This window comes from Amycolatopsis acidiphila (assembly GCF_021391495.1).
Lineage (GTDB): Bacteria > Actinomycetota > Actinomycetes > Mycobacteriales > Pseudonocardiaceae > Amycolatopsis_E > Amycolatopsis_E acidiphila.
In genome coordinates this window covers 5,378,732-5,395,652 of record NZ_CP090063.1, presented here as the reverse complement: position 1 = coordinate 5,395,652, position 16,921 = coordinate 5,378,732, and the positions used below count along the sequence as shown (strand labels likewise).

General features: G+C 71.2%; 18 protein-coding genes. 6 read left to right on the top strand and 12 right to left on the bottom strand.

Translation table 11 applies throughout. The annotated features are described in order from the left end of the window. Positions 1 to 97 precede the first annotated feature (97 nt). Genes LWP59_RS26420 through LWP59_RS26390 form a run of 7 tightly spaced genes read right to left on the bottom strand, consistent with a single transcriptional unit; the run spans position 98 to position 5,445 of the window. The gene (locus tag LWP59_RS26420; RefSeq protein ID WP_144643505.1) at positions 98 to 862 is read right to left on the bottom strand and encodes a class II aldolase/adducin family protein; all 765 of its coding nucleotides are present in this window, start codon (positions 860 to 862) and stop codon (positions 98 to 100) included. Then, a complete protein-coding gene (locus tag LWP59_RS26415) occupies positions 859 to 2,073 on the bottom strand; it encodes an NAD(P)/FAD-dependent oxidoreductase (protein WP_144643504.1) in 1,215 nt (404 codons plus the stop codon). Before LWP59_RS26415 ends, LWP59_RS26420 begins: the two co-directional genes overlap by 4 nt. Continuing rightward, entirely contained in the window at positions 2,070 to 2,279 is a 210-nt protein-coding gene (locus LWP59_RS26410; protein ID WP_144643503.1) for a ferredoxin, read from the bottom strand. Before LWP59_RS26410 ends, LWP59_RS26415 begins: the two co-directional genes overlap by 4 nt. A 13-nt stretch (positions 2,280 to 2,292) precedes the next feature. Further along, on the bottom strand, positions 2,293 to 3,078 hold the full coding sequence (hcaB, locus tag LWP59_RS26405; RefSeq protein ID WP_144643502.1) for a 3-(cis-5,6-dihydroxycyclohexa-1,3-dien-1-yl)propanoate dehydrogenase: 786 nt from the start codon (positions 3,076 to 3,078) through the stop codon (positions 2,293 to 2,295). After that, a complete protein-coding gene (locus LWP59_RS26400; RefSeq protein WP_144643501.1) occupies positions 3,075 to 3,389 on the bottom strand; it encodes a hypothetical protein in 315 nt (104 codons plus the stop codon). Before LWP59_RS26400 ends, hcaB begins: the two co-directional genes overlap by 4 nt. Next, positions 3,386 to 4,042, bottom strand: a complete 657-nt coding sequence (locus LWP59_RS26395) for a 3-phenylpropionate/cinnamic acid dioxygenase subunit beta (protein WP_144643500.1) — start codon at positions 4,040 to 4,042, stop codon at positions 3,386 to 3,388. Before LWP59_RS26395 ends, LWP59_RS26400 begins: the two co-directional genes overlap by 4 nt. Beyond that, a complete protein-coding gene (locus LWP59_RS26390) occupies positions 4,039 to 5,445 on the bottom strand; it encodes a Rieske 2Fe-2S domain-containing protein (protein ID WP_144643499.1) in 1,407 nt (468 codons plus the stop codon). The genes LWP59_RS26395 and LWP59_RS26390 overlap by 4 nt, the downstream gene beginning before the upstream one ends. 205 nt (positions 5,446 to 5,650) lie before the next feature. On the opposite strand from LWP59_RS26390, the gene LWP59_RS26385 reads away from it, so the two are divergent. Further along, positions 5,651 to 6,817 carry an ABC transporter substrate-binding protein gene (locus LWP59_RS26385; protein WP_144643498.1) on the top strand — a complete coding sequence of 389 codons (1,167 nt, stop codon included), beginning with the start codon at positions 5,651 to 5,653 and terminating at the stop codon, positions 6,815 to 6,817. Between the two features lie 38 nt (positions 6,818 to 6,855). On the opposite strand, the gene LWP59_RS26380 is transcribed toward LWP59_RS26385, so the two are convergent. Continuing rightward, a complete protein-coding gene (locus LWP59_RS26380) occupies positions 6,856 to 8,094 on the bottom strand; it encodes an IS110 family RNA-guided transposase (protein ID WP_144643497.1) in 1,239 nt (412 codons plus the stop codon). 248 nt (positions 8,095 to 8,342) lie between these two features. Between LWP59_RS26380 and LWP59_RS26375 the strand changes: the two genes are divergently transcribed. The 4 genes from LWP59_RS26375 to LWP59_RS26360 are packed head-to-tail and all read left to right on the top strand — an operon-like array spanning position 8,343 to position 11,780. Continuing rightward, positions 8,343 to 9,221 carry a branched-chain amino acid ABC transporter permease gene (locus LWP59_RS26375; RefSeq protein ID WP_144643496.1) on the top strand — a complete coding sequence of 293 codons (879 nt, stop codon included), beginning with the start codon at positions 8,343 to 8,345 and terminating at the stop codon, positions 9,219 to 9,221. Next, positions 9,218 to 10,237 (top strand): branched-chain amino acid ABC transporter permease, encoded by a 1,020-nt coding sequence (locus tag LWP59_RS26370; RefSeq protein WP_144643495.1) that lies wholly within the window; start codon positions 9,218 to 9,220, stop codon positions 10,235 to 10,237. The genes LWP59_RS26375 and LWP59_RS26370 overlap by 4 nt, the downstream gene beginning before the upstream one ends. Beyond that, complete coding sequence (locus LWP59_RS26365) at positions 10,234 to 11,004, top strand: ABC transporter ATP-binding protein (protein WP_144643494.1); 771 nt, start codon at positions 10,234 to 10,236, stop codon at positions 11,002 to 11,004. The genes LWP59_RS26370 and LWP59_RS26365 overlap by 4 nt, the downstream gene beginning before the upstream one ends. Next, positions 11,001 to 11,780: an ABC transporter ATP-binding protein gene (locus LWP59_RS26360; protein ID WP_144643493.1), complete on the top strand. Its 780-nt coding sequence runs from the start codon at positions 11,001 to 11,003 to the stop codon at positions 11,778 to 11,780. Before LWP59_RS26365 ends, LWP59_RS26360 begins: the two co-directional genes overlap by 4 nt. 556 nt (positions 11,781 to 12,336) lie before the next feature. On the opposite strand, the gene LWP59_RS26355 is transcribed toward LWP59_RS26360, so the two are convergent. Continuing rightward, positions 12,337 to 13,134 (bottom strand): IclR family transcriptional regulator, encoded by a 798-nt coding sequence (locus LWP59_RS26355; protein WP_144643492.1) that lies wholly within the window; start codon positions 13,132 to 13,134, stop codon positions 12,337 to 12,339. A gap of 17 nt (positions 13,135 to 13,151) precedes the next feature. Further along, the gene (locus LWP59_RS26350; RefSeq protein ID WP_144643491.1) at positions 13,152 to 13,436 is read right to left on the bottom strand and encodes an alpha/beta hydrolase family protein; all 285 of its coding nucleotides are present in this window, start codon (positions 13,434 to 13,436) and stop codon (positions 13,152 to 13,154) included. Between the two features lie 58 nt (positions 13,437 to 13,494). Between LWP59_RS26350 and LWP59_RS26345 the strand changes: the two genes are divergently transcribed. After that, positions 13,495 to 14,064, top strand: a complete 570-nt coding sequence (locus LWP59_RS26345; protein WP_144643490.1) for a hypothetical protein — start codon at positions 13,495 to 13,497, stop codon at positions 14,062 to 14,064. A 291-nt stretch (positions 14,065 to 14,355) separates the two neighbouring features. Here the strand turns inward: LWP59_RS26345 and LWP59_RS41190 are convergent, their stop codons facing one another. After that, a complete protein-coding gene (locus tag LWP59_RS41190; RefSeq protein ID WP_186383501.1) occupies positions 14,356 to 14,778 on the bottom strand; it encodes an alpha/beta fold hydrolase in 423 nt (140 codons plus the stop codon). 463 nt (positions 14,779 to 15,241) lie between these two features. Beyond that, positions 15,242 to 16,891: an MFS transporter gene (locus LWP59_RS26335; protein WP_191334890.1), complete on the bottom strand. Its 1,650-nt coding sequence runs from the start codon at positions 16,889 to 16,891 to the stop codon at positions 15,242 to 15,244. Positions 16,892 to 16,921 lie beyond the last annotated feature (30 nt).

The following is a 16,921-nucleotide window of genomic DNA, read 5'->3' as shown; positions in this document are numbered from 1 at the left end:
GGTGGATTCGTTACAACGGGTAGGTTCACGTCGCTTCAAGCCGTTGTTCGCGTCCGCGCAGGTGCTGCGCGACGAGTGCGTCGGCACCGCCGAGGAGCTACGGCGCGCGCGTGGCCGGCTGGACGAGCGGACCTGGCGCGCTGCGCTCCAGCCGCGCCAGTTCGTGCCGCCAGGCGGTGTCCGTGTTGAACCCTGCGCCGAGGTCGGGCAGTTCCGCCATGTCCTCGGCCGGCAGGTCCCGCAGCGTGCCGCCGGCCGAGACGACCCGGAGCGACAGCGCGGCGAGCTGGTCGACGCTGATCGCCTGCAGCACCGCCTGTTCGACGGTCGTGGCCGCGCTGGTGAGCCCGTGCCCGCGCAGCACGACCACCGGCCGGTCGCCCATCGACACCACCATCTCGGCGGCCAGCTCGCGGTTGCGCACCAGCACACCCCGCGGGTGGACGGGCACGCCCCCGGCGGCGAGCCGGGTGCCCGGGATGTCGAAGGCGCCGACGATGGGGCGGATGGCGATTCCCGCGAGGTCCGCGGCCACCACCGCGGGCGGATGCGCGTGCACCACGACGTCGGCATCGCGGCGGGTGCGCAGCACTTCGGTGTGCAGCGGCAGCTCGTTCGGCGGCCGGTAACCGCCGTCGAGCTCGCCGGGCGCACCGGCTTCGCCGTCCAGGTCGACCAGGCGGATGTCCGCCGCGGTGGTCCAGGCGAGACCGCGTTCCCGCGGGCCGCGGCAGCGGACGAGCAGCCGCCGCTCGTCGATCCGGAGGCTGATGTGCCCGAGGATGCCGTCGGCGAGTCCCCGGGCGGCCAGCACCCGGCATGCGTCCGCCACCGATGTCCGCAGTGGCCCCAGTTCCGTCATACCCGTTCCTCCTTCGCGGTGAGCGCCTCGATGTCCGCTTGCACGGTGTCCAGTGCCGCCGTCGCCGCCAGGGCGCGCCGGGCGATGAGCGACGCACGGGGCCAGTTGACCACGACCGCACCTGCGAACCCACCGCCGCGATCGGCGTAGAGGACCGCGAAGGCGCGGGCGGGATCGGGGCCGGGCACGAGCACGTGCGCGAGCTCCCCGCCCGTGCGGCCGGCGAGCTGGATCTTCCAGTCGTACTGGTCGCTCCACACGTATTCGACCGGCGCGTGCGCGCGCGGCGTGCCGGGGTGGACGATGTTGTGTGCCACGCAGGCGGCCTGCTCGACGGCGTTGGTCCAGTGCTCGGCCCGGACGAGCCGGCCGTGCCGCGGATGGAACCAGCGCGCGACGTCCCCGAGGGCGTGCACATCCTCGCTCGCTCGGCTGAACCGGTCGCAAACCACGCCGTCGTCGATCGTCAGACCGGACCCGCGCAGCCACTCGTCGTTGGGCACGGCACCGATGCCGACGACGACGGTGGCCGCGTCGAGTCTCGTGCCGTCGGTGAGCCGAACCCCGCCGGAGTCGATCCCGGTCACCCCGACGCCGAACCGTGTGGTCACCCCGCGTTCGGCGTGCAGGGCGCCGAACCGCTCGGCGACGGCCGGGTTGAGCACGCGGCTGAGCGGCACCGCCACCGGATCCACCAGTGTCACCTCGGCGATGCCCAGCGCGGTGGCGGTCGCGGCGATCTCCGCGCCGACGAACCCGGCGCCGACGATCACCAGGGGACCGCCCCGGCGCAGGTCTTCGCGCAGCGCGAGCGCGTCGGCCGCCGTGCGCACCACGTGGACGCCGGACCGGCCACCCCACGGGGAGGGCCGCGCGCGAGCGCCGGTGGCGAGCACGAGATCGTCGAAGGACAACCGGCTTCCGTCGGCGAGCTCGACCTTGCGCGCCGCGAGGTCGAGTCCGGTCGCCCCGTTCCCGAGCTCCAGCCGGACACCGGCCGCGGCCGCCTGCTCCTCGTCGAGGAGCGTGATGTCCGCGGCCGTCGCCTTACCGGCGAGGAATGCCTTCGACAACGGTGGTTTGTCGTACGGCAGGGCGGTTTCGTCGCCGACGAGCACGACTTCGCCGTCGTAGCCCTCGGCGCGCAACGCCTGTGCCGCCCGGACTCCGCCGATCGACGCGCCGACGATCACGGTGGTGGGCCGGCTCATTCCCCGGCACCGTCGTCCGCGATCACCAGGGCGGAGACCGGGCAGGTGCGCGCCGCGTCTTCCACCCGTCGCCGGTCCGGCTCGGGGATCTCCGCCTTGAGCACCACCACGACGCCGTCGTCGTCGATGTCGAACACGTCGTCCGCGCCGATCACGCAGTTCGCGTACCCCTGGCACGCCTGCAGATCGGCCTTCACGACCGCCATGCCATTCGTCCTTTCATGCCTTGACGCCGATGCCGCCGTCGGGATGGACCACGTCGCCGGTGATGCCGCGGGCGCGGTTCGAGGCGAGGAACACGTAGCTCCACGCGTGGTCGGCGCCGGACAGCGCGACCCGCAGCGGCACGCGGCCGGCCAGTTCGGCTTCCCGGCCGGGCGTGTCGTCGAGCCGCTTTTCCCGCAGCCCCAAGCTGTCGAGCCCACGCAGGTCCGTGTTGAGGGTGCCGCCCGGCGCCACGCCGTTCACCCGCACGTCCGGCGCCAGCTCGTGCGCCATCGCCGTCACCAGCCCGCGCACGGCGAACTTGCTGCCCACGTAGAGCACGCCGCCCCGTCCGGGGTAGTAGGCCGAAGTGGACTCGGTGAGGATGACCGAGCCCCCGTGTCGGCGCAGCTGGGGCAGCGCGGCCTTGACCGAGTGCAGGTGGCTCTTGACGTTCACCCGGAACATCTCGTCGAACGCCTCGTCGATCCGCTCGACCGGGAGCTCGGCGATCCCCTGGTAGAAATCGAAGATCCCCACGCAGCTGACCAGCACGTCCAGGCCGCCGTAAGCCGCCACCGTCGCGTCCACCGCCGCCTCGTTGGCTCCGCGGGTCGTCGCGTCTCCGGCGACGACGGGCAGGCCGGGGATCGCGGCGGAAAGCTTGGCGCACTTGGCTTCGTCCCGCTCGAGCACCGCGACCCGGGCGCCCTCGGAGAGGAACGCGTCGACGACCGCCCGCCCGATCCCGGAGCCGGCGCCGACCACGAGCGCGCGCCGCCCGTCCAGCCAGCCGGTCACGGCTCCTCCGCCGCGATGAGCGGGCCGAACGGGTGGCCGATCATCGCCGAGAACGTGGCGGTGTTCTGCCACGTCAGGGCTTCGAGCTCGAGCGGGCAGAGCGCGACCCACTGGCCGGACTTCGGCGCTTCGATCAGCAGCCTCGTCCCGTTGCGGGTCTCCACCTTCGCCACCCGGATCTCGGCGAACTCGTTGCCGATCGTGATCGCGTCACCCTGCTGGTGCGCCCGCAACTCGCGCAGTTCCCCGGCGGCCCGCCGCGCCTTCCGCGCGTCCTCTTCTTCGCCTTCCCAGGACAGCTGCGCGCTCATAGGAAGATCGCCAGGTTCTGGGTGCGGAGCACGGAATCGTCGACCAGGATCGTCCGGCGCGCCAGTCGCCAGCCGGTGCCGTCCGGGGTCCGGCGGAGCAGGTCTTCCCGCCCCGCCGAGAGGATCGCCGCTTCACGCACGTCGCCACGGCTGCGGTAGAGCAGCACCGCCGAGTCGACGACGATCTCGTCCGGCTTCTCGCCGGCGAACGTCCGCACGTTGGCGACGTAGTGCCGAAGCCGCGACGGCGGGTCTTCGGTCCAGGCGTGCTCGGTGAGGAAACGCGCGACCCGCCGGCTCAGCGAGTACTTGTTCTCGTCGAAGTGCGCCATCTTCGGCGCGGAGTCGTAACCGGCGTTCATCGCCGTGGTGACCCGCACCGGCATGAGGTAGTGGATGTCGTCGGTCAGCAACGCCAGCCAGTCCTCGTAGTGCTGCGCGTCGAGGAGATAGGCCTCCTCGACCAGCCAGTGATGCGCCTGCAGGTGCCGCTCGTCGGAGAACGGCAGGCTCCGGCCGACGCGCTGCGTGGTCGGCGCGTGCGCGCCCAGCCGCGATTCGGCCGAGTACGGGCCGCCGTTGCCGGTCGGCCGGACGCCGACCTTCTCCTGCTCGGCCTTCGGCAGGGTGGGGGTGTCCGTTTCCGGGCTCACGAGTGCACCGCCTTCCCGTTCGTCGCGCCTGCGGCGCCCGGGACGCCGCTGACCTCGACCTGCGCGGCCTTTTCGATCGGCCGCTCCAGGTAGTCCGCCCAGCGGGTGAGCAGGTGCCGCTGGTTGTATTCGCCGTACCCGACGTGCGCCTCGCCCGGACCCGCGAACTGCTCGGGCGGCAGCGGGGCCACCACCTCGGTACCGTCCGCCAGCAGGCCCATCCGGCTGTTGAGCAGCAGCCTGCGCGCCATCGCGCCGCCCGCGGTGCTGGTCAGCGACACCCAGTTCTCCACGTCGTCCTGCTCGAACATCCCGGTGGAGCCGAAGCACATCAGATAAGCCTTGTAGGACAACGCCTTGAAGCTCTCGGGCGCCTCGGCGTCCACCGCGAACCACGACAGCACCTCGGTCTCGTCGGGCCCGACGGGCTGCCAGGTGCGGATCGAGATGAACGGGAGCACGTCGTCGGAGTCCTCGACCCGCGGCCAGTTGTGCACCAGGCTCAGGTTCGGGAACACCGAAGCCGCGGAGATCATGAACCCGTCGCGGCCGATCACGTCGAGCTGTTCGGGCGACCAGCGCGTCTTCATCTTCTCGATCATCACGTCCGGATAGCCGACGTAGCGCAGCTTCTCCTCGAGCGTGCCGGGCGGCAGCTTGTACGTGGTGCCGCCGCCGTTGCCCGCCCAGTAGGTGCAGCCGTCCTTGCGCTTCTCGGCCTTCGGTTCGCGGAACAGCCCGATCTCGACGACCGAGGTGTGGGTCTGCGGCGTGTGGTACATGTCGCCGGCGAAGTTCTCCGCGCCGATCTTCCAGTTGGCCTTGACTCGCCAGCGCTGGGGCCCGCTCAGCTCGATCCCGCTGGGGGACTGGTTCGCGTAGTAGTCCAGGAAGAACGCGAAGTCACCGAGGTACTCCCGCAGCGGCGGCGCGTCCGGGGCCAGGCTCAGGAAGATCAGGCCGCGGTAGGTGTCCAGCGCGGGCGCGGGCAGCAGCGTCTGGCCCTTGCGCCGGAAGCCCGCCTCGCCGCCGTAGGCGTCCTTGTGGAACGGCAGGCCGACGATGCGCCCGTCGTTGCGGTAGGACCAGCCGTGGTAGGGGCAGCGAAAGTGCGACGCGTTGCCCATCTCGGCGCGGCAGACCTGCATCCCGCGGTGCAGGCACATGTTGAACATGGCCCGGACCTGGCCGTCCTCGCCGCGGGAGATGATGAACGAGTCCTCCAGTACCCGGCGCACCACGTAGTCCCCGGCCTGTGGCACCTCCGACTCGTGCCCGACGAATACCCAGGCGCGGCTGAACAGCCGCTCGCGCTCGAGCCGGAAGATCTCCTCGTCGTTGTAGATGTGCGCGGGGATCATGCCCCGCCGCACGTCCGCCAGCACGAGGTCTTGATCGGTCATCGGGACCACGCTTTCTCTGTGTTGCAGAATCTCTATCCGTTTTGCAGATAAAGCCTGGATCACCGTCCACGGTGCTGTCAAGACGGGCTTCCGGGGTGACGCCGGCCGACCCTGGACAACACCGGAGAGGCCACTTAGTATCCGTCCAGCAGATGTGCTCTCTGCATAACAGAAGCACAGAGAGCCCCGGCAAAGGAGACGATCAGTGAGGATCGTTCCGGTCCGAAAACGCTGGTTCACCGGGCTGATCGGCCTCGCCGCGACCGCGTTGCTGGCCACGGCCTGTTCCGCCGCCGACGCGACGGGCGACGGCTCGTACACGATCGGCGTCATCGTCAGCCAGACCGGTTCCGGCAGCCAGCTCGGCGTCGGCGAGTTGCAGGGCGCCCAGCTCGCGGCGGACCGGCTGAACGCGATGGGCGGGATCGGCGGGCACCCGGTGCGCCTGGTCGCCGCGGACGACCAGAGCAACCCGGCGCAGGCCGTGCTCGCGGCCCGCCGGATGATCGGCGAGGTCGACGCCATCGTCGGGCCGTCGCTGTCCGGCCCGTGCCGCGCCGTCATCCCGCTCGCCGCCGGCGCACAGGTCGTCAACTACTGCCTTTCGCCCGGCGTGAAACCGGCCGCGGACGGCTGGCAGTGGTCGGCGAGCGCGGCCACCGAGGACCTCGCCGAACGGCTGCTCGAGTACTGGAAGACCCAGGGCATCACCCGGATCGGCCTGATCACCACGACCGACGCCAGTGGGGTCGACGGCGCCACCGCCACCCAGCACGCGGCCAAGGTGGTCGGCAGCCAGGTGGTCGCCGCGGCCTCCTACAGCGGTGACGCGGTTTCGGTCACCTCGCAGCTGCAAGCCATATCGGCCGCCCGGCCCCAGGCGCTCGTCGTGTGGAGCACCGGCGCCGCGGCCGCCGTGGCGTTCAAGGGCGTGCGGGAGATGGGCCTGCGGGTGCCGGTCGCCACCACGGACGGCAACCTCACCTACAACTTCCTGCGGCGGGTGCAGGACTACCTGCCCGACACCCTGCTCATCCCGGCCACGCAGGACTTCTGGTGGCAGAACTCGCCGCGCGGTGCGGACGCGCGGCAGCTCGAACAGCAGTACCACGACGATTTTCAGGCCCGCTACGGCACGCAGCCCGACTTCGGCCCTGGCGTCGCCTTCGACGCCGTCACCATGGCCGCCCAGGCGCTCGGCCAGGCGCAGGGCGATCCGCACCGCGCCAAGCAGGTCCTGCAGAGCTCGCGCGGGTTCACCGGTGTGGTCGGCACCTACGCCTTCACCCCGGCGAACCACCGCGGGCTCACCAAGGACGACATCGGGATCGTGCGGGCCGGGGGCGGCTCCTTCACCTACGTCGGGAGGTAACCGTCATGACACCCCTTGTGTCAACCTCAAGATCAAAGTCAGGCTGCGGTCGGTTGTGTGACCTGGTGTTGGGCGCCGCCGTGCAGGGCTGGGTCGTAGGGCGTGTGGTTCTGCCAGCAGCGCCAGATGACACGGATCCAGGCTCGGGCGAGGATGCGGGTGGTGTGGGGGTGGTCTTTGCCGGATGCGCGGGCGCGGTTGTAGATGTCGGCGGCCCAGGGGCTGGAGTGGCGGCTGTTGGCGGCGAAGGTGGTGATGGCCAGGCGCAGGCGTTTGTTGCAGGCCCAGCGGAAGGACACGCCGCGTTGCTTGCCGGAGGCTTTGGTGACGGGGGTGATTCCGGCCAGTGCGGCGATGGCGTCGGGGTGGTCGAACGCGGCGCGGGAATCGCCCCATTCGGTCAGGATCTGGGCGGCGTTGATGGTGCCGGCGCGGGGGAAGGACTGGAAGACCTCCCCGTCGGGGTGGGTGTCCATCTTCTCGGCAATAGAGCGGTCCAGGGCCTTGATCCCGGTGTTGAGCGCGGTGAGCATACCGACCTGGGCGAGTACGGCGTCCTGGATTCCTTGGGACACAACGGGATCGAGTGTGCCAGCTGGGGCCGAGCGCAGCCGGGTCAGCAGGACGGCGGCGGGTTTCTTGCCCGAGTAGCCTTGTTTGGTGCAGAACGCGGCCAGCCGCTTCTCGGTCAACGAGGCCGCCGAGGCAGCGGTGGGATAGCGGGTCAGGAACGCCAGCGCGATCGCGGACTCGATGTTGGCGAAGATGACCTTGGCGCCTGGCCAGTGTGCATCCAGCAATGCGGCGAGCTGGTTGGACGCCGCTATACGGGCCTCGACAAGTTCGCTACGGGTACGCACGACGGCGCGCAATGCCTTGGTGTGGCTGGACAACGGTGCGGCGGGGCGGAGCCGGTGGATCCGCACTCGCAGGTAGTCGGCGATCACGTGCGCGTCACCGGGATCGGATTTGGCGCCGGAGAGGACTTCGGCCTCGCGCCAGGTCTTGATCGCGGTCGGTTTGACTGGCAGCACCGGGTGAGCAGCCTCCAGCAGCGCGTCCACCAGGCGCCCGTCTGGGCGCTCGATCGCGACCGGGATCCGCTCGGCCGGGCCGAGGCCGCTCAGCCTGGCGGCCAGCCGGGTGAAACCGGCGGCGGTGTGGTCGATGGTGAACGCGGCGGTCTTCTTGCCGGTGTGGTCGAGCACGCACACGGCATGCTCAGCCGCCGCCCAGTCGATCCCGACGAAGAACAGTGGCCCATCCTGCTGCGACAACCGTGCCGCCTTCCTGCGCGTAGTCCAGGGCAGGAGCCAGGCGGAGGCGAGGGAACCGACAGCAGAGTGGTCACTAACCGGCGCTCGATCGCGCGTCCCTTTGTCATCGCTCCACGGTTCCGGGGAAGCCGGGGGCGGCAGTGTCATGAAGGCCCACAAAGGGCGACCAGCCCAAGCCGTCACCCCGGCTTCCGCCTAGTTCCTACCACAGGCCCCATCCAGGGGCCCGCACGGAAGAGGGTGCACTAGTGACCGGACTGCTCCAGGTCCTGCTCGGCGGGCTCGTGGACGGCTGCGTGTACGCCCTCATCGCGCTCGGAATGTCCATTGTGTACTCGATCAGCGGCATCATCAACCTCGCCCAGGGCGGGTTCGTGGTCCTGGCCGCGCTGACCGCGGTCTCGCTGCAGCAGTCGCTCGGCCTGCCGCCGCTGGCGATCGTGCCGATCGTCGTCGTGCTGTTCGCCGTGCTGCTCGCGGCGGTCGACCGGGTGGTGATGATGCCCGGCGCGCGGCGCGCGACCAACGATCGGATGCTGCTGATCACCGTCGGGCTGCTGCAGGTGATCGGCGGGTTCGTGCTGCTGGTGTGGGGCAACCTGCCCTACACGATGCGGGCGTTCACCGGCGGCGACATGGTGGTGGTCGGCGGCCTGCGCATCGTGCCCCAGTACTTCTGGATCGCCGGCGCGCTGCTGGTCGCCGTGGCGGGCCTGTGGTACCTGCTCAACCGCACGCGGTTCGGGCTGACCATGCGCGCTACCGCGGGCAACCCGCGCGCCGCGGCGCTGCAGGGGATCCACGTCGGCCGCACCCGGCTCGTCGCCTTCACCATCTCCGGCGCGATCGCGGCGCTCGCCGGCACCGCGGTCATCCCGGTGACCTTCCTGCAGTTCACCACGGTGACCACGTACGCGGTCACCGGCTTCATCGCGGCCGTCGCCGGGGGGCTGGGCAGCACCGCGGGCGCGGTGCTCGCCGGGCTGTTGCTCGGCCTGCTGCAAGGCGTGTTCAGCCGCTACACCAGCGGCGACCTCGCCCAGGTCGCCGCCATGGCCGCGCTGATCGTGCTGCTGCTCTTCCGTCCCACGGGCCTGCTCGGCCGGACCAGCGAGGTGCGCCGATGACCGTCTCCCACACCGAATCGCCCACCACGGCCGGAAAACCCGCTGCCCCGCGCACCGGACTGACCAGCAGGGGCTCCCGCGCCCTCGCCGGCGTCGGCGCGCTCGTGGTCGCGGTGGCGCTCCCGTTCGCGGCACCGGGCCTGACCGGGCTGCTCGTGGTCGCCGCCATCTTCTTCCTCGTCGTGCTCGGGCTGACCCTCCTGATGGGACACGCCGGCCAGGTTTCCCTGGGGCAGACCCTGTTCATGGCGATCGGCGGCTACGGCGCCGGCGCGCTGACGCTGTCCTGGCACTGGCCCACCGTCCTGGCCGCGCTCGCCGCGGCGGCGTTGTCCGCGCTCGTGGCGCTGGCGCTCGGCCGGTTGTTCCTGCGGCTGCGCGGGTACTACTTCGCGCTGGCCACGCTCGGCCTGGCGGTGGCCACGCAGTCGCTGGCCTCCGCGTGGACCGGCCTCACCGGCGGCCCCTCCGGCATGGTCGCCATCCCGAGCCTGCGGCTGGGCGGGTACACGGTGTTCAGCGACCGCGCCAACTACTTCGTCCTCCTCGTCGCGGGTGTCCTCGCCGCCGCGTTCATCGCGAACGTCAAGCGCGCGCAGACCGGCCGGGTGCTGACCGCGATCGGCAACGACCCCGGCGCCGCGGCGATGCTCGGCATCAACACCGCCCGGTACAAGACGATGGCCTTTGTCGTCTCCGCCGTGCTGGCCTCCCTCGCCGGCAGCATGTACGCCTTCTACCTGCGGTTCATGTCGCCGGACGTGCTCGGCGTGACGGTGGCGCTGAGCATCGTGATCATGCTCGCGCTCGGCGGCGCCCGCACCCTCGTCGGCCCGCTGCTGGGCGCGCTGGTGATCCAGGGCCTGCCGATCGCCGGGCAGAGTTTCGCCCTGTGGGAGCCGCTGGTCGCCGGCGTGCTGCTGATCGTCGTCATGACCTACCTGCCGCGCGGCATCTGGGGCGCCTTCACCGGGTACCTCGGTCGCCTCGCCTCCCGAAAGGACGCCGCCCGATGAGCGGACCACCGCTGCTGTCCGTGCACGGCCTGGGCCGCAGCTTCGGCGGCGTGCGCGCCGTCGACGACGTGTCCTTCACCGTAGAGCCGGATTCGGTGCGTTCGATCATCGGGCCCAACGGCGCGGGCAAGACCACGCTGCTCGACCTGATCACCGGGTTCACCGCACCGGACAGCGGCCGCGTCGAGTTCGCCGGGCGCCCGATCAGCGGGCTGCCGCCGCACAAGCTGCCGCCGCTCGGACTGATGCGCACCTTCCAGTCCGCACGCCTGGTGCCCGGGCTCAGCGTGCGCGAGAACGTCATGCTCGGCGGCTACCGGTTCACCCGCGCCCGCCTGCTTTCCGACGGGCTGCGCCTGCCGCGCGGCCGGCGCGAGGAACGCGCGCTCTCCGCCCGCGCCGACGAGCTGCTCCGGTTCCTGGAGCTCGAACGGTTCGCCGGCGCCGATGCCGCCGACCTGCCCGCCGGGGTGCAGCGGCTGGTCGAGGTCGCGCGCGGGCTGGCGGGCGGGCCCCGGCTGCTGCTGCTGGACGAACCGGCCGCGGGCCTGGACGACACCGAGACCGGCGAACTGTCCGACGTGCTGCGCGCGGTCTGCGCAGGCGGGGTCTCGCTGGTCGTGATCGAGCACAACATCGAGCTGATCATGCGGCTCAGCCACGCCGTCCTCGTCCTCGACGCGGGCAGGGTCATCGCGGACGGGCCGCCCGCCGCGGTCCGCGACGACCCGGCCGTCATCGAAGCCTATCTGGGAGCCGGCGCATGACCCTGTCCATCTCCGGCCTGCACGCGAGCCACGGTGCGACCCGCGCGCTGCGCGACGTCTCGTTGCACGTCGAGTCCGGTCGCATCCTCGCCCTCGTCGGGGCCAACGGCGCCGGCAAGTCCACGCTGCTGCACTGCGTCGCGGGGCTGCACCGGCCCGACCAGGGGCAGGTTTCCTTGCACGGCAAGGACGTCACGGGCCTGCCAGTGCACCAGGTGGCGCAGCGGAAGCTGTGCCTCGTGCCGGCGGGGCGCCAGCTGTTCTCGGACCTGTCCGTCGCGGACAACCTGCGCGTCGGACTACACGGCCTGAAGCTGTCCGGCACCGCGGAAAGGGCGCGCGTCGACCGGGTGCACAAGCTGTTCCCGATCCTGCGCGAGTTCACCGGCCGCAAGGCCGGGCTGCTGTCCGGCGGTCAGCAGCAGATGCTCGCCATCGGCCGGGCGCTTGTGCGCGAACCGGCCGTGCTCCTGCTCGACGAGCCCTCGCTCGGCCTGGCGCCCATGCTGGTCACCCAGATCCTGCGGACGGTCGCCGGGCTGGCCGCCGACGGCGTCGCGATCCTGCTCGCCGAGCAGAACGCCGCCGCGGCGCTGCAGGTGGCCGACCACGGCGCGGTGCTCGAGAACGGCCGCGTGACCCGCGCGGACACCGCCACCGCACTGCTCGCCGACGAGGACATCTCCCGCCACTACCTCGGCAAGGCGGCGGCCGAATCGGCGCCGGACGCGCCCGTGCGCCGCCTGCCCGCCGGCCTGAGCTCGCTGGCCCACTGAGCGCTCGCGTGGCACAGTCGTCACCGTGGCGGCGCCGGAACTGTCGGATTGGCTGCCGATCTGGTGGGCGGAGCAGGTGGCGAACGGAGCCGGTCGGCGTGCTGGTTCGAGGTGCGCAGCATCTCAGTGGTGTTCGGGCTGCGGTTGGCCGGTGGGCGCGACGTGGTGGTGAAGGCCCGGCTGGGCGAGTTCGGGTTCCCCTGTGCCCGGCTGCTCACGCCCGCGGTCAGCGTCGGTGCACTGGCCGTACACGACGACGAGTTCCGGTCGGGTGGTGCACTGCCCGCCGAGGAACAGGAGATCGCCTGGGCGGCCAGCCTGTCGCCGACGGCGCACAATGCCCGCTGGGAAGCCCTGCACGGCGACCCTTCGCAGTCCGGTGACGCCGTGCGCACACAAGCCGTCAGGCGCCTGCGGCGCGCGAACCCCTGGGTTCTGTTTCCCCAGCGGCGAAGCCGCTTGCGCTGCGCCGCATCCGGCGCCGACGCGGGTGGCGCCGGAGTGGGAATTTCACTTCATGAGGAGACGATCCCACAACTCCCTGGCCGCGGAATCCTCAGTGGACGAGGAGGGCGGCCTCGTCCACGGTGCGGCGCAACAGCTCCCCGATCCGGCGGACGTCGGTGCGCGTCATCCGGATGACGGGTACCGAGACGTTGAGCGCGAGGCTCACCGGCGACGTGCCGGGGGGAAACGCGACCGCGACGGAGGCGACGGACTCTTCGCTCTCTTCGCTGCTCGTCGCGTAGCCCCGGCGGCGGATCGCCTCCAGCTCCAGTTCGAGCTCGGTGCGCGACCGGATGGAATTGCTCGTCAGCCCTTCGAGCTCCTCGTCGGGGTACATCCGGCGCACGTCGTCCAGCGACAGCAGCGACAGCATGGCCTTGCCGGTGGACGTGCAGTTCGCCGGCATGGACTGGCCCAGGCGGGACCCGACCCGGACCGCCTTGGGGCTTTCGATCGCGTCGATGAACCGGACCGTCGTCCCGTCCAGGATGCCCAGGTGGACGGTCTCCTCCAGCTCGGCACGCAGCCGCTCCAGGAACGGGCGGACCGTCTCGCGCACGTCGAATCGCTGCAGGATCGAGAACGCGACGCCCGTGAGCGCCGTGCCGGGGCGGTACGCCTTGGAGCGCCCCTCCTGCCGGATGAACCCGCGGTACTGGAGCATCGCCAGCAGCCGGTGCGCGGTCGAGGACGCGACCCCGAGGAACTCCGCGACGTCGGTCAGTCGCAGTTCGCTGCGCTCACCGAGCAGCAGCAGGATCCGCAGCGCGTTGTCCACCGATTCGATGGGGTACTGCGGTGGCGGCGCCGCGGTACCGAACGACGCTGCGGGCGCACTTTTCTTCATAGCAGAAGAGTACCGGGTCACCAATCCTGCCCACGGACCTCGTCGAGCCAGTCGAGGATCCGCGCGGCGATCTCGTCGCTGTTCTCGTCCATCATCGGGTTATGTGAATTGCCCGCGATGCCGAGCGCGGGGAGGTCGAGGATCGCCGCGGTGCCGCCGGCGTCGGTGAGCGCCTGCTCGAGCTCGCGCCACAGCGCCGAGGCGGCGATGTTGTCGCCGAGCACGGTGAGCACCGGCGGATGCCCGGCCGGCGGTGCGGCGGTGGGCAGGCCGTGCGGTTCGACGAGGACGGCGGCACGCACCAGGCCGGGCCGCGGCTCTCGCAGCCAGGCCGCCGCCCTGGCTGTGCGCCACGAGGATGTGCGGGCCGAGCTCGTCGAGGGTGTCGAGCAGACCCTGGTAGGCCAGTTCGCCGTGAGCGGGCCAGCGCGGCACGGACTGGCGCGCCATCTCCTCGAACGCCTGGAGCGGGAAGCGACTGCCGGGGAACGGGACACGGGCCGGGAAGTCCTCGGACCCGCCGATGCGGAAGGTGTTCCACATCTCCCGTTCGCCGCGGACGATCGGGCCGCCCGCCCAGACGCCGGGCAGGCAGCACCAGCCGGCGCGGCCGCGTTCGACGTTGTCGAGCACGCCGACCGGGAGCCGGGCGCGCAGGAAGGCGGTGAGCGGGCCGGGCCGCCCGTCCGGCGTGGTCTCCCAGCAGGCGCCGGTCATGCCGCCGCCGTGGACCAGCAGGACCGGGGTGCGCTGCCGCGGCTCGGCCGGCATGAAGCGCTGCACGGAAACCTGCTCGACGTGGTGGAAGTCTTTCGGATCGTGGTGGTGCCGCGGCAGCGCTCCGGACAGCGCGATGGGGCCGGCGGCGCCTCCGTTCGTTTCGAGCAGGCGTCCGCCGAGGTACCGGCTCGAGATCGACGCCAGGGCTAGCGGGGGCTCGGTCACCGCGTCACCCGCGGCAACGCCTCGGCCGGTTCCTTGGGGCGGCTGAGCATGGCCTCGTGCGCGCCTGGGCTTTCGGTGGTGCGCGGTCAACCGGGCGGCGTGGGGGCTCGTAGACCGCGCGGGGGCACGGTGAGGTCCGGGCCGAGGAAGACATAGGAGCTCGGGACGGACGAGCCGGCGAAGGTCGGCAGCGAGATCGGTTCGGACAGCCGCCTTCCGGGTACGGCACCACCTGGACGAGCCAGGCGTCGGCCTCGCCCGGGTCGACGTCGTTCATCAGGCCGGTGCGCCAGAGGTCCGGCGGCATCGGGATGGCGCGGTCCCGCGCCGTCTCCGCCGCGGCGCGCAGGGAGTCGCCGAACTCCTTCGGCAGCACGCATTGGCCGTCCTCGAGCACCCACGCGTCGACGAACACCACGCGGGCGAGCGGCCGGGATCAGCTCGTAGAGGCCCTGGATGACCGGCCCGCCCCCCGCTGTGCCCGACGACGATCAGCTCGCGCAGGTCGTCGCGCTCGACCTGACCGGCAAGGAGGCGGGTGGTCTCGGCGAGCCCGACACCGCTGCGGTCGACGTCGCTGGGCTCGAGCCCCCGCAGCGTGGGCGCGTATGCCTCGTGACTGTGCGCGAGGAGGCCGTCGGCCACCCCATCCCAGCACCAGCCGCCCTGCCAGCCACCGTGCACGAGTAGGAACCTCATCCGACCTCCCGGCCCGCACCATTGCAGAAGACTATTCTGCATATCAGAGTCCTGCGAGGCAGGATCAGCGGATTTCTCTGCTTGGAGAACGGCGCGGACCCGGTGTTCGAGGTGTGGTCGGACGTGGAAGGTCGGCGCTCGTTTGAACAGGTCCAGTGCCTCGTCGCCCCAGCCGGTGACGTGCAGGCCGGAATCGATGATCGCGGCGGGCGTCCCCCGTGGAAGCGGTGAGCGTTCACGCTCTCTCCACTGCCGAGGCCGGCCGGCCGGCACCACGATCGCGTCTTTCGTCTTACCGCGGTCCTGGGCGTTCCGGGCGCGGTCGCGAGCAGGAGGATCGCATCGAAGGCCGGGTTGCCCGGTACGCGGACGCAGGCGAACCCGAACAATACAGACGAGCTGCGTCGGCTGCTGCTCAGAGTTTCGCCTGGCGTTTGACTCAATCCAGGCGGAGATCATGTGCCTACCCGGATCCTGAATGAAACGCCTGGCCGGTGATGTCCGCGCCGCTTGACGATCCCGCAACTGTGGTGATCACCGGTGAGCAGCTGCACAGGGCGACGGGAATTGCTTCGGAAGTCTGCTGCCGGGCGCGAGCGGCGGGCGGGGTGGGCAGCGGGACGGGGGCAGCCGGGGTTGCCGCGCCGGCGTCCTTGTGGTCGGCGAGCCGGCGCCGAGACGGCAGCAGGACAAGCGCGAGGATGAAACCGAGCCCGAGCAGCCCCGCCGATACCGCGAACGCGGTCGTGTAGCCGTGGGTGGCCGCGATCTCTGCGGCCTGGGGACCTGAGGGGTGCCCGATCAGGTAGGTGGCCGCGACGCTGAGCGCGATCGTGCTGAGTGCCGACGTCCCGATCGACCCGCCGACCTGCTGCATCGTGTTGACCAGAGCGGAGGCCACGCCGGAGTCCTCGCGGGCGAGGCCGGCTGTGGCGGTGTTGATGGTCTGGGCGAAGATCAGGCCGAGGCCCACGCCCAGGATGAGCAGGGCAGGCAGCACGACGCTGACGTAGCTGGAGGTAACGGTGACCTGGGTCAGGAGGACCAGGCCGCCGGCGCACAGGAGCATGCCGGCCGCGATCAGGGCGCGCGGTCCCACACCGATGGTGCCCGACAGGTTAGAGCTGATCAGGATGGAGCCGGTCATCGGCAGGAACAGCAGCCCTGTCGCCAGCGGGCTGTCTCCCTTGACCACCTGCAGGTAGAACGTCAGGAACAAGAACGTGCCGAAGATCGCGATTCCGGAGATACCGAGCGCGACGTAGGCTCCGCCGCGGGCACGGTCGACGATCACCCGCATCGGCAACAGCGGGTGACGGGCATGCCGCTCGGCGAGGATGAACCCGGCGAGCAGCACCACGCCACCGACCAGGGAGCCGAGGGTCAGCGCGGCCGTCCACCCCGCGGTCCCGGCATGGGAGAAGCCGAACACGATCGCGAACAGCCCGGTACAGGCCAGCAGGGCACCCGGCCAGTCCATCCGCGGCCGGCGGGGCGCCCGGCCGCCGCGGATGCAGACCAGGGCGCCGGCCACGGCGATCGCGGCGAACACCAGGTTGATGAACAGGCACCAGCGCCACGAGAAGTACTCGGTAAGAACTCCGCCCAGGATCAGCCCGACGGCGCTGCCGCCGGCCGCGACCGAGCCGAAAACGCCGAAGGCCCTGGCCCGTTCGCGCGGGTCGGTGAATACACTCACCAGGGTGCCCAGGGCAGACGGCGCGAGCACAGCACCGAACACCCCCTGCAATGCCCGGGCCGTGACCAGGACGACGAACGAGCCCGCGCCGCCGCCGATCGCCGAGGCGATGGCGAATCCGACCAGGCCGGCGACGAACACCCACTTGCGGCTGAACATGTCACCCAGCCGTCCGCCCACCAGCAGCAGGCTGCCGAACGACAGCGCGTACGCCGTCACGACCCACTGCCGGCCGCTGTCAGAGAACCCCAGCGCCTGCTGGGCGGACGGCAGCGCGATGTTCACGATCGTGCCATCCAGCACCACCATCAGCTGGGCGAGGGCAACGACGGCCAGGACCAGCCAGCGCCGGTCCGGAGTGGCATCATCCTTCGCGACGCCCGCCCCGGGGGCGCCCGGACTGGCAGCACTCATCTGCCTCTCCTCTGCGACCTGACGCGCTCG

Excerpts from the sequence above, each read along its gene's own strand:
- LWP59_RS26400 (WP_144643501.1), bottom strand. The coding sequence starts at position 3,389 with ATGAGCGCGCAGCTGTCCTGGGAAGGCGAAGAAGAGGACGCGCGGAAG.
- LWP59_RS26365 (WP_144643494.1), top strand. The coding sequence starts at position 10,234 with ATGAGCGGACCACCGCTGCTGTCCGTGCACGGCCTGGGCCGCAGCTTC.
- LWP59_RS26420 (WP_144643505.1), bottom strand. The coding sequence starts at position 862 with ATGACGGAACTGGGGCCACTGCGGACATCGGTGGCGGACGCATGCCGG.
- LWP59_RS26410 (WP_144643503.1), bottom strand. The coding sequence starts at position 2,279 with ATGGCGGTCGTGAAGGCCGATCTGCAGGCGTGCCAGGGGTACGCGAAC.
- LWP59_RS26335 (WP_191334890.1), bottom strand. The coding sequence starts at position 16,891 with ATGAGTGCTGCCAGTCCGGGCGCCCCCGGGGCGGGCGTCGCGAAGGAT.
- LWP59_RS26390 (WP_144643499.1), bottom strand. The coding sequence starts at position 5,445 with ATGACCGATCAAGACCTCGTGCTGGCGGACGTGCGGCGGGGCATGATC.
- LWP59_RS41190 (WP_186383501.1), bottom strand. The coding sequence starts at position 14,778 with ATGAGGTTCCTACTCGTGCACGGTGGCTGGCAGGGCGGCTGGTGCTGG.
- LWP59_RS26355 (WP_144643492.1), bottom strand. The coding sequence starts at position 13,134 with ATGAAGAAAAGTGCGCCCGCAGCGTCGTTCGGTACCGCGGCGCCGCCA.
- LWP59_RS26360 (WP_144643493.1), top strand. The coding sequence starts at position 11,001 with ATGACCCTGTCCATCTCCGGCCTGCACGCGAGCCACGGTGCGACCCGC.
- LWP59_RS26370 (WP_144643495.1), top strand. The coding sequence starts at position 9,218 with ATGACCGTCTCCCACACCGAATCGCCCACCACGGCCGGAAAACCCGCT.
- LWP59_RS26415 (WP_144643504.1), bottom strand. The coding sequence starts at position 2,073 with ATGAGCCGGCCCACCACCGTGATCGTCGGCGCGTCGATCGGCGGAGTC.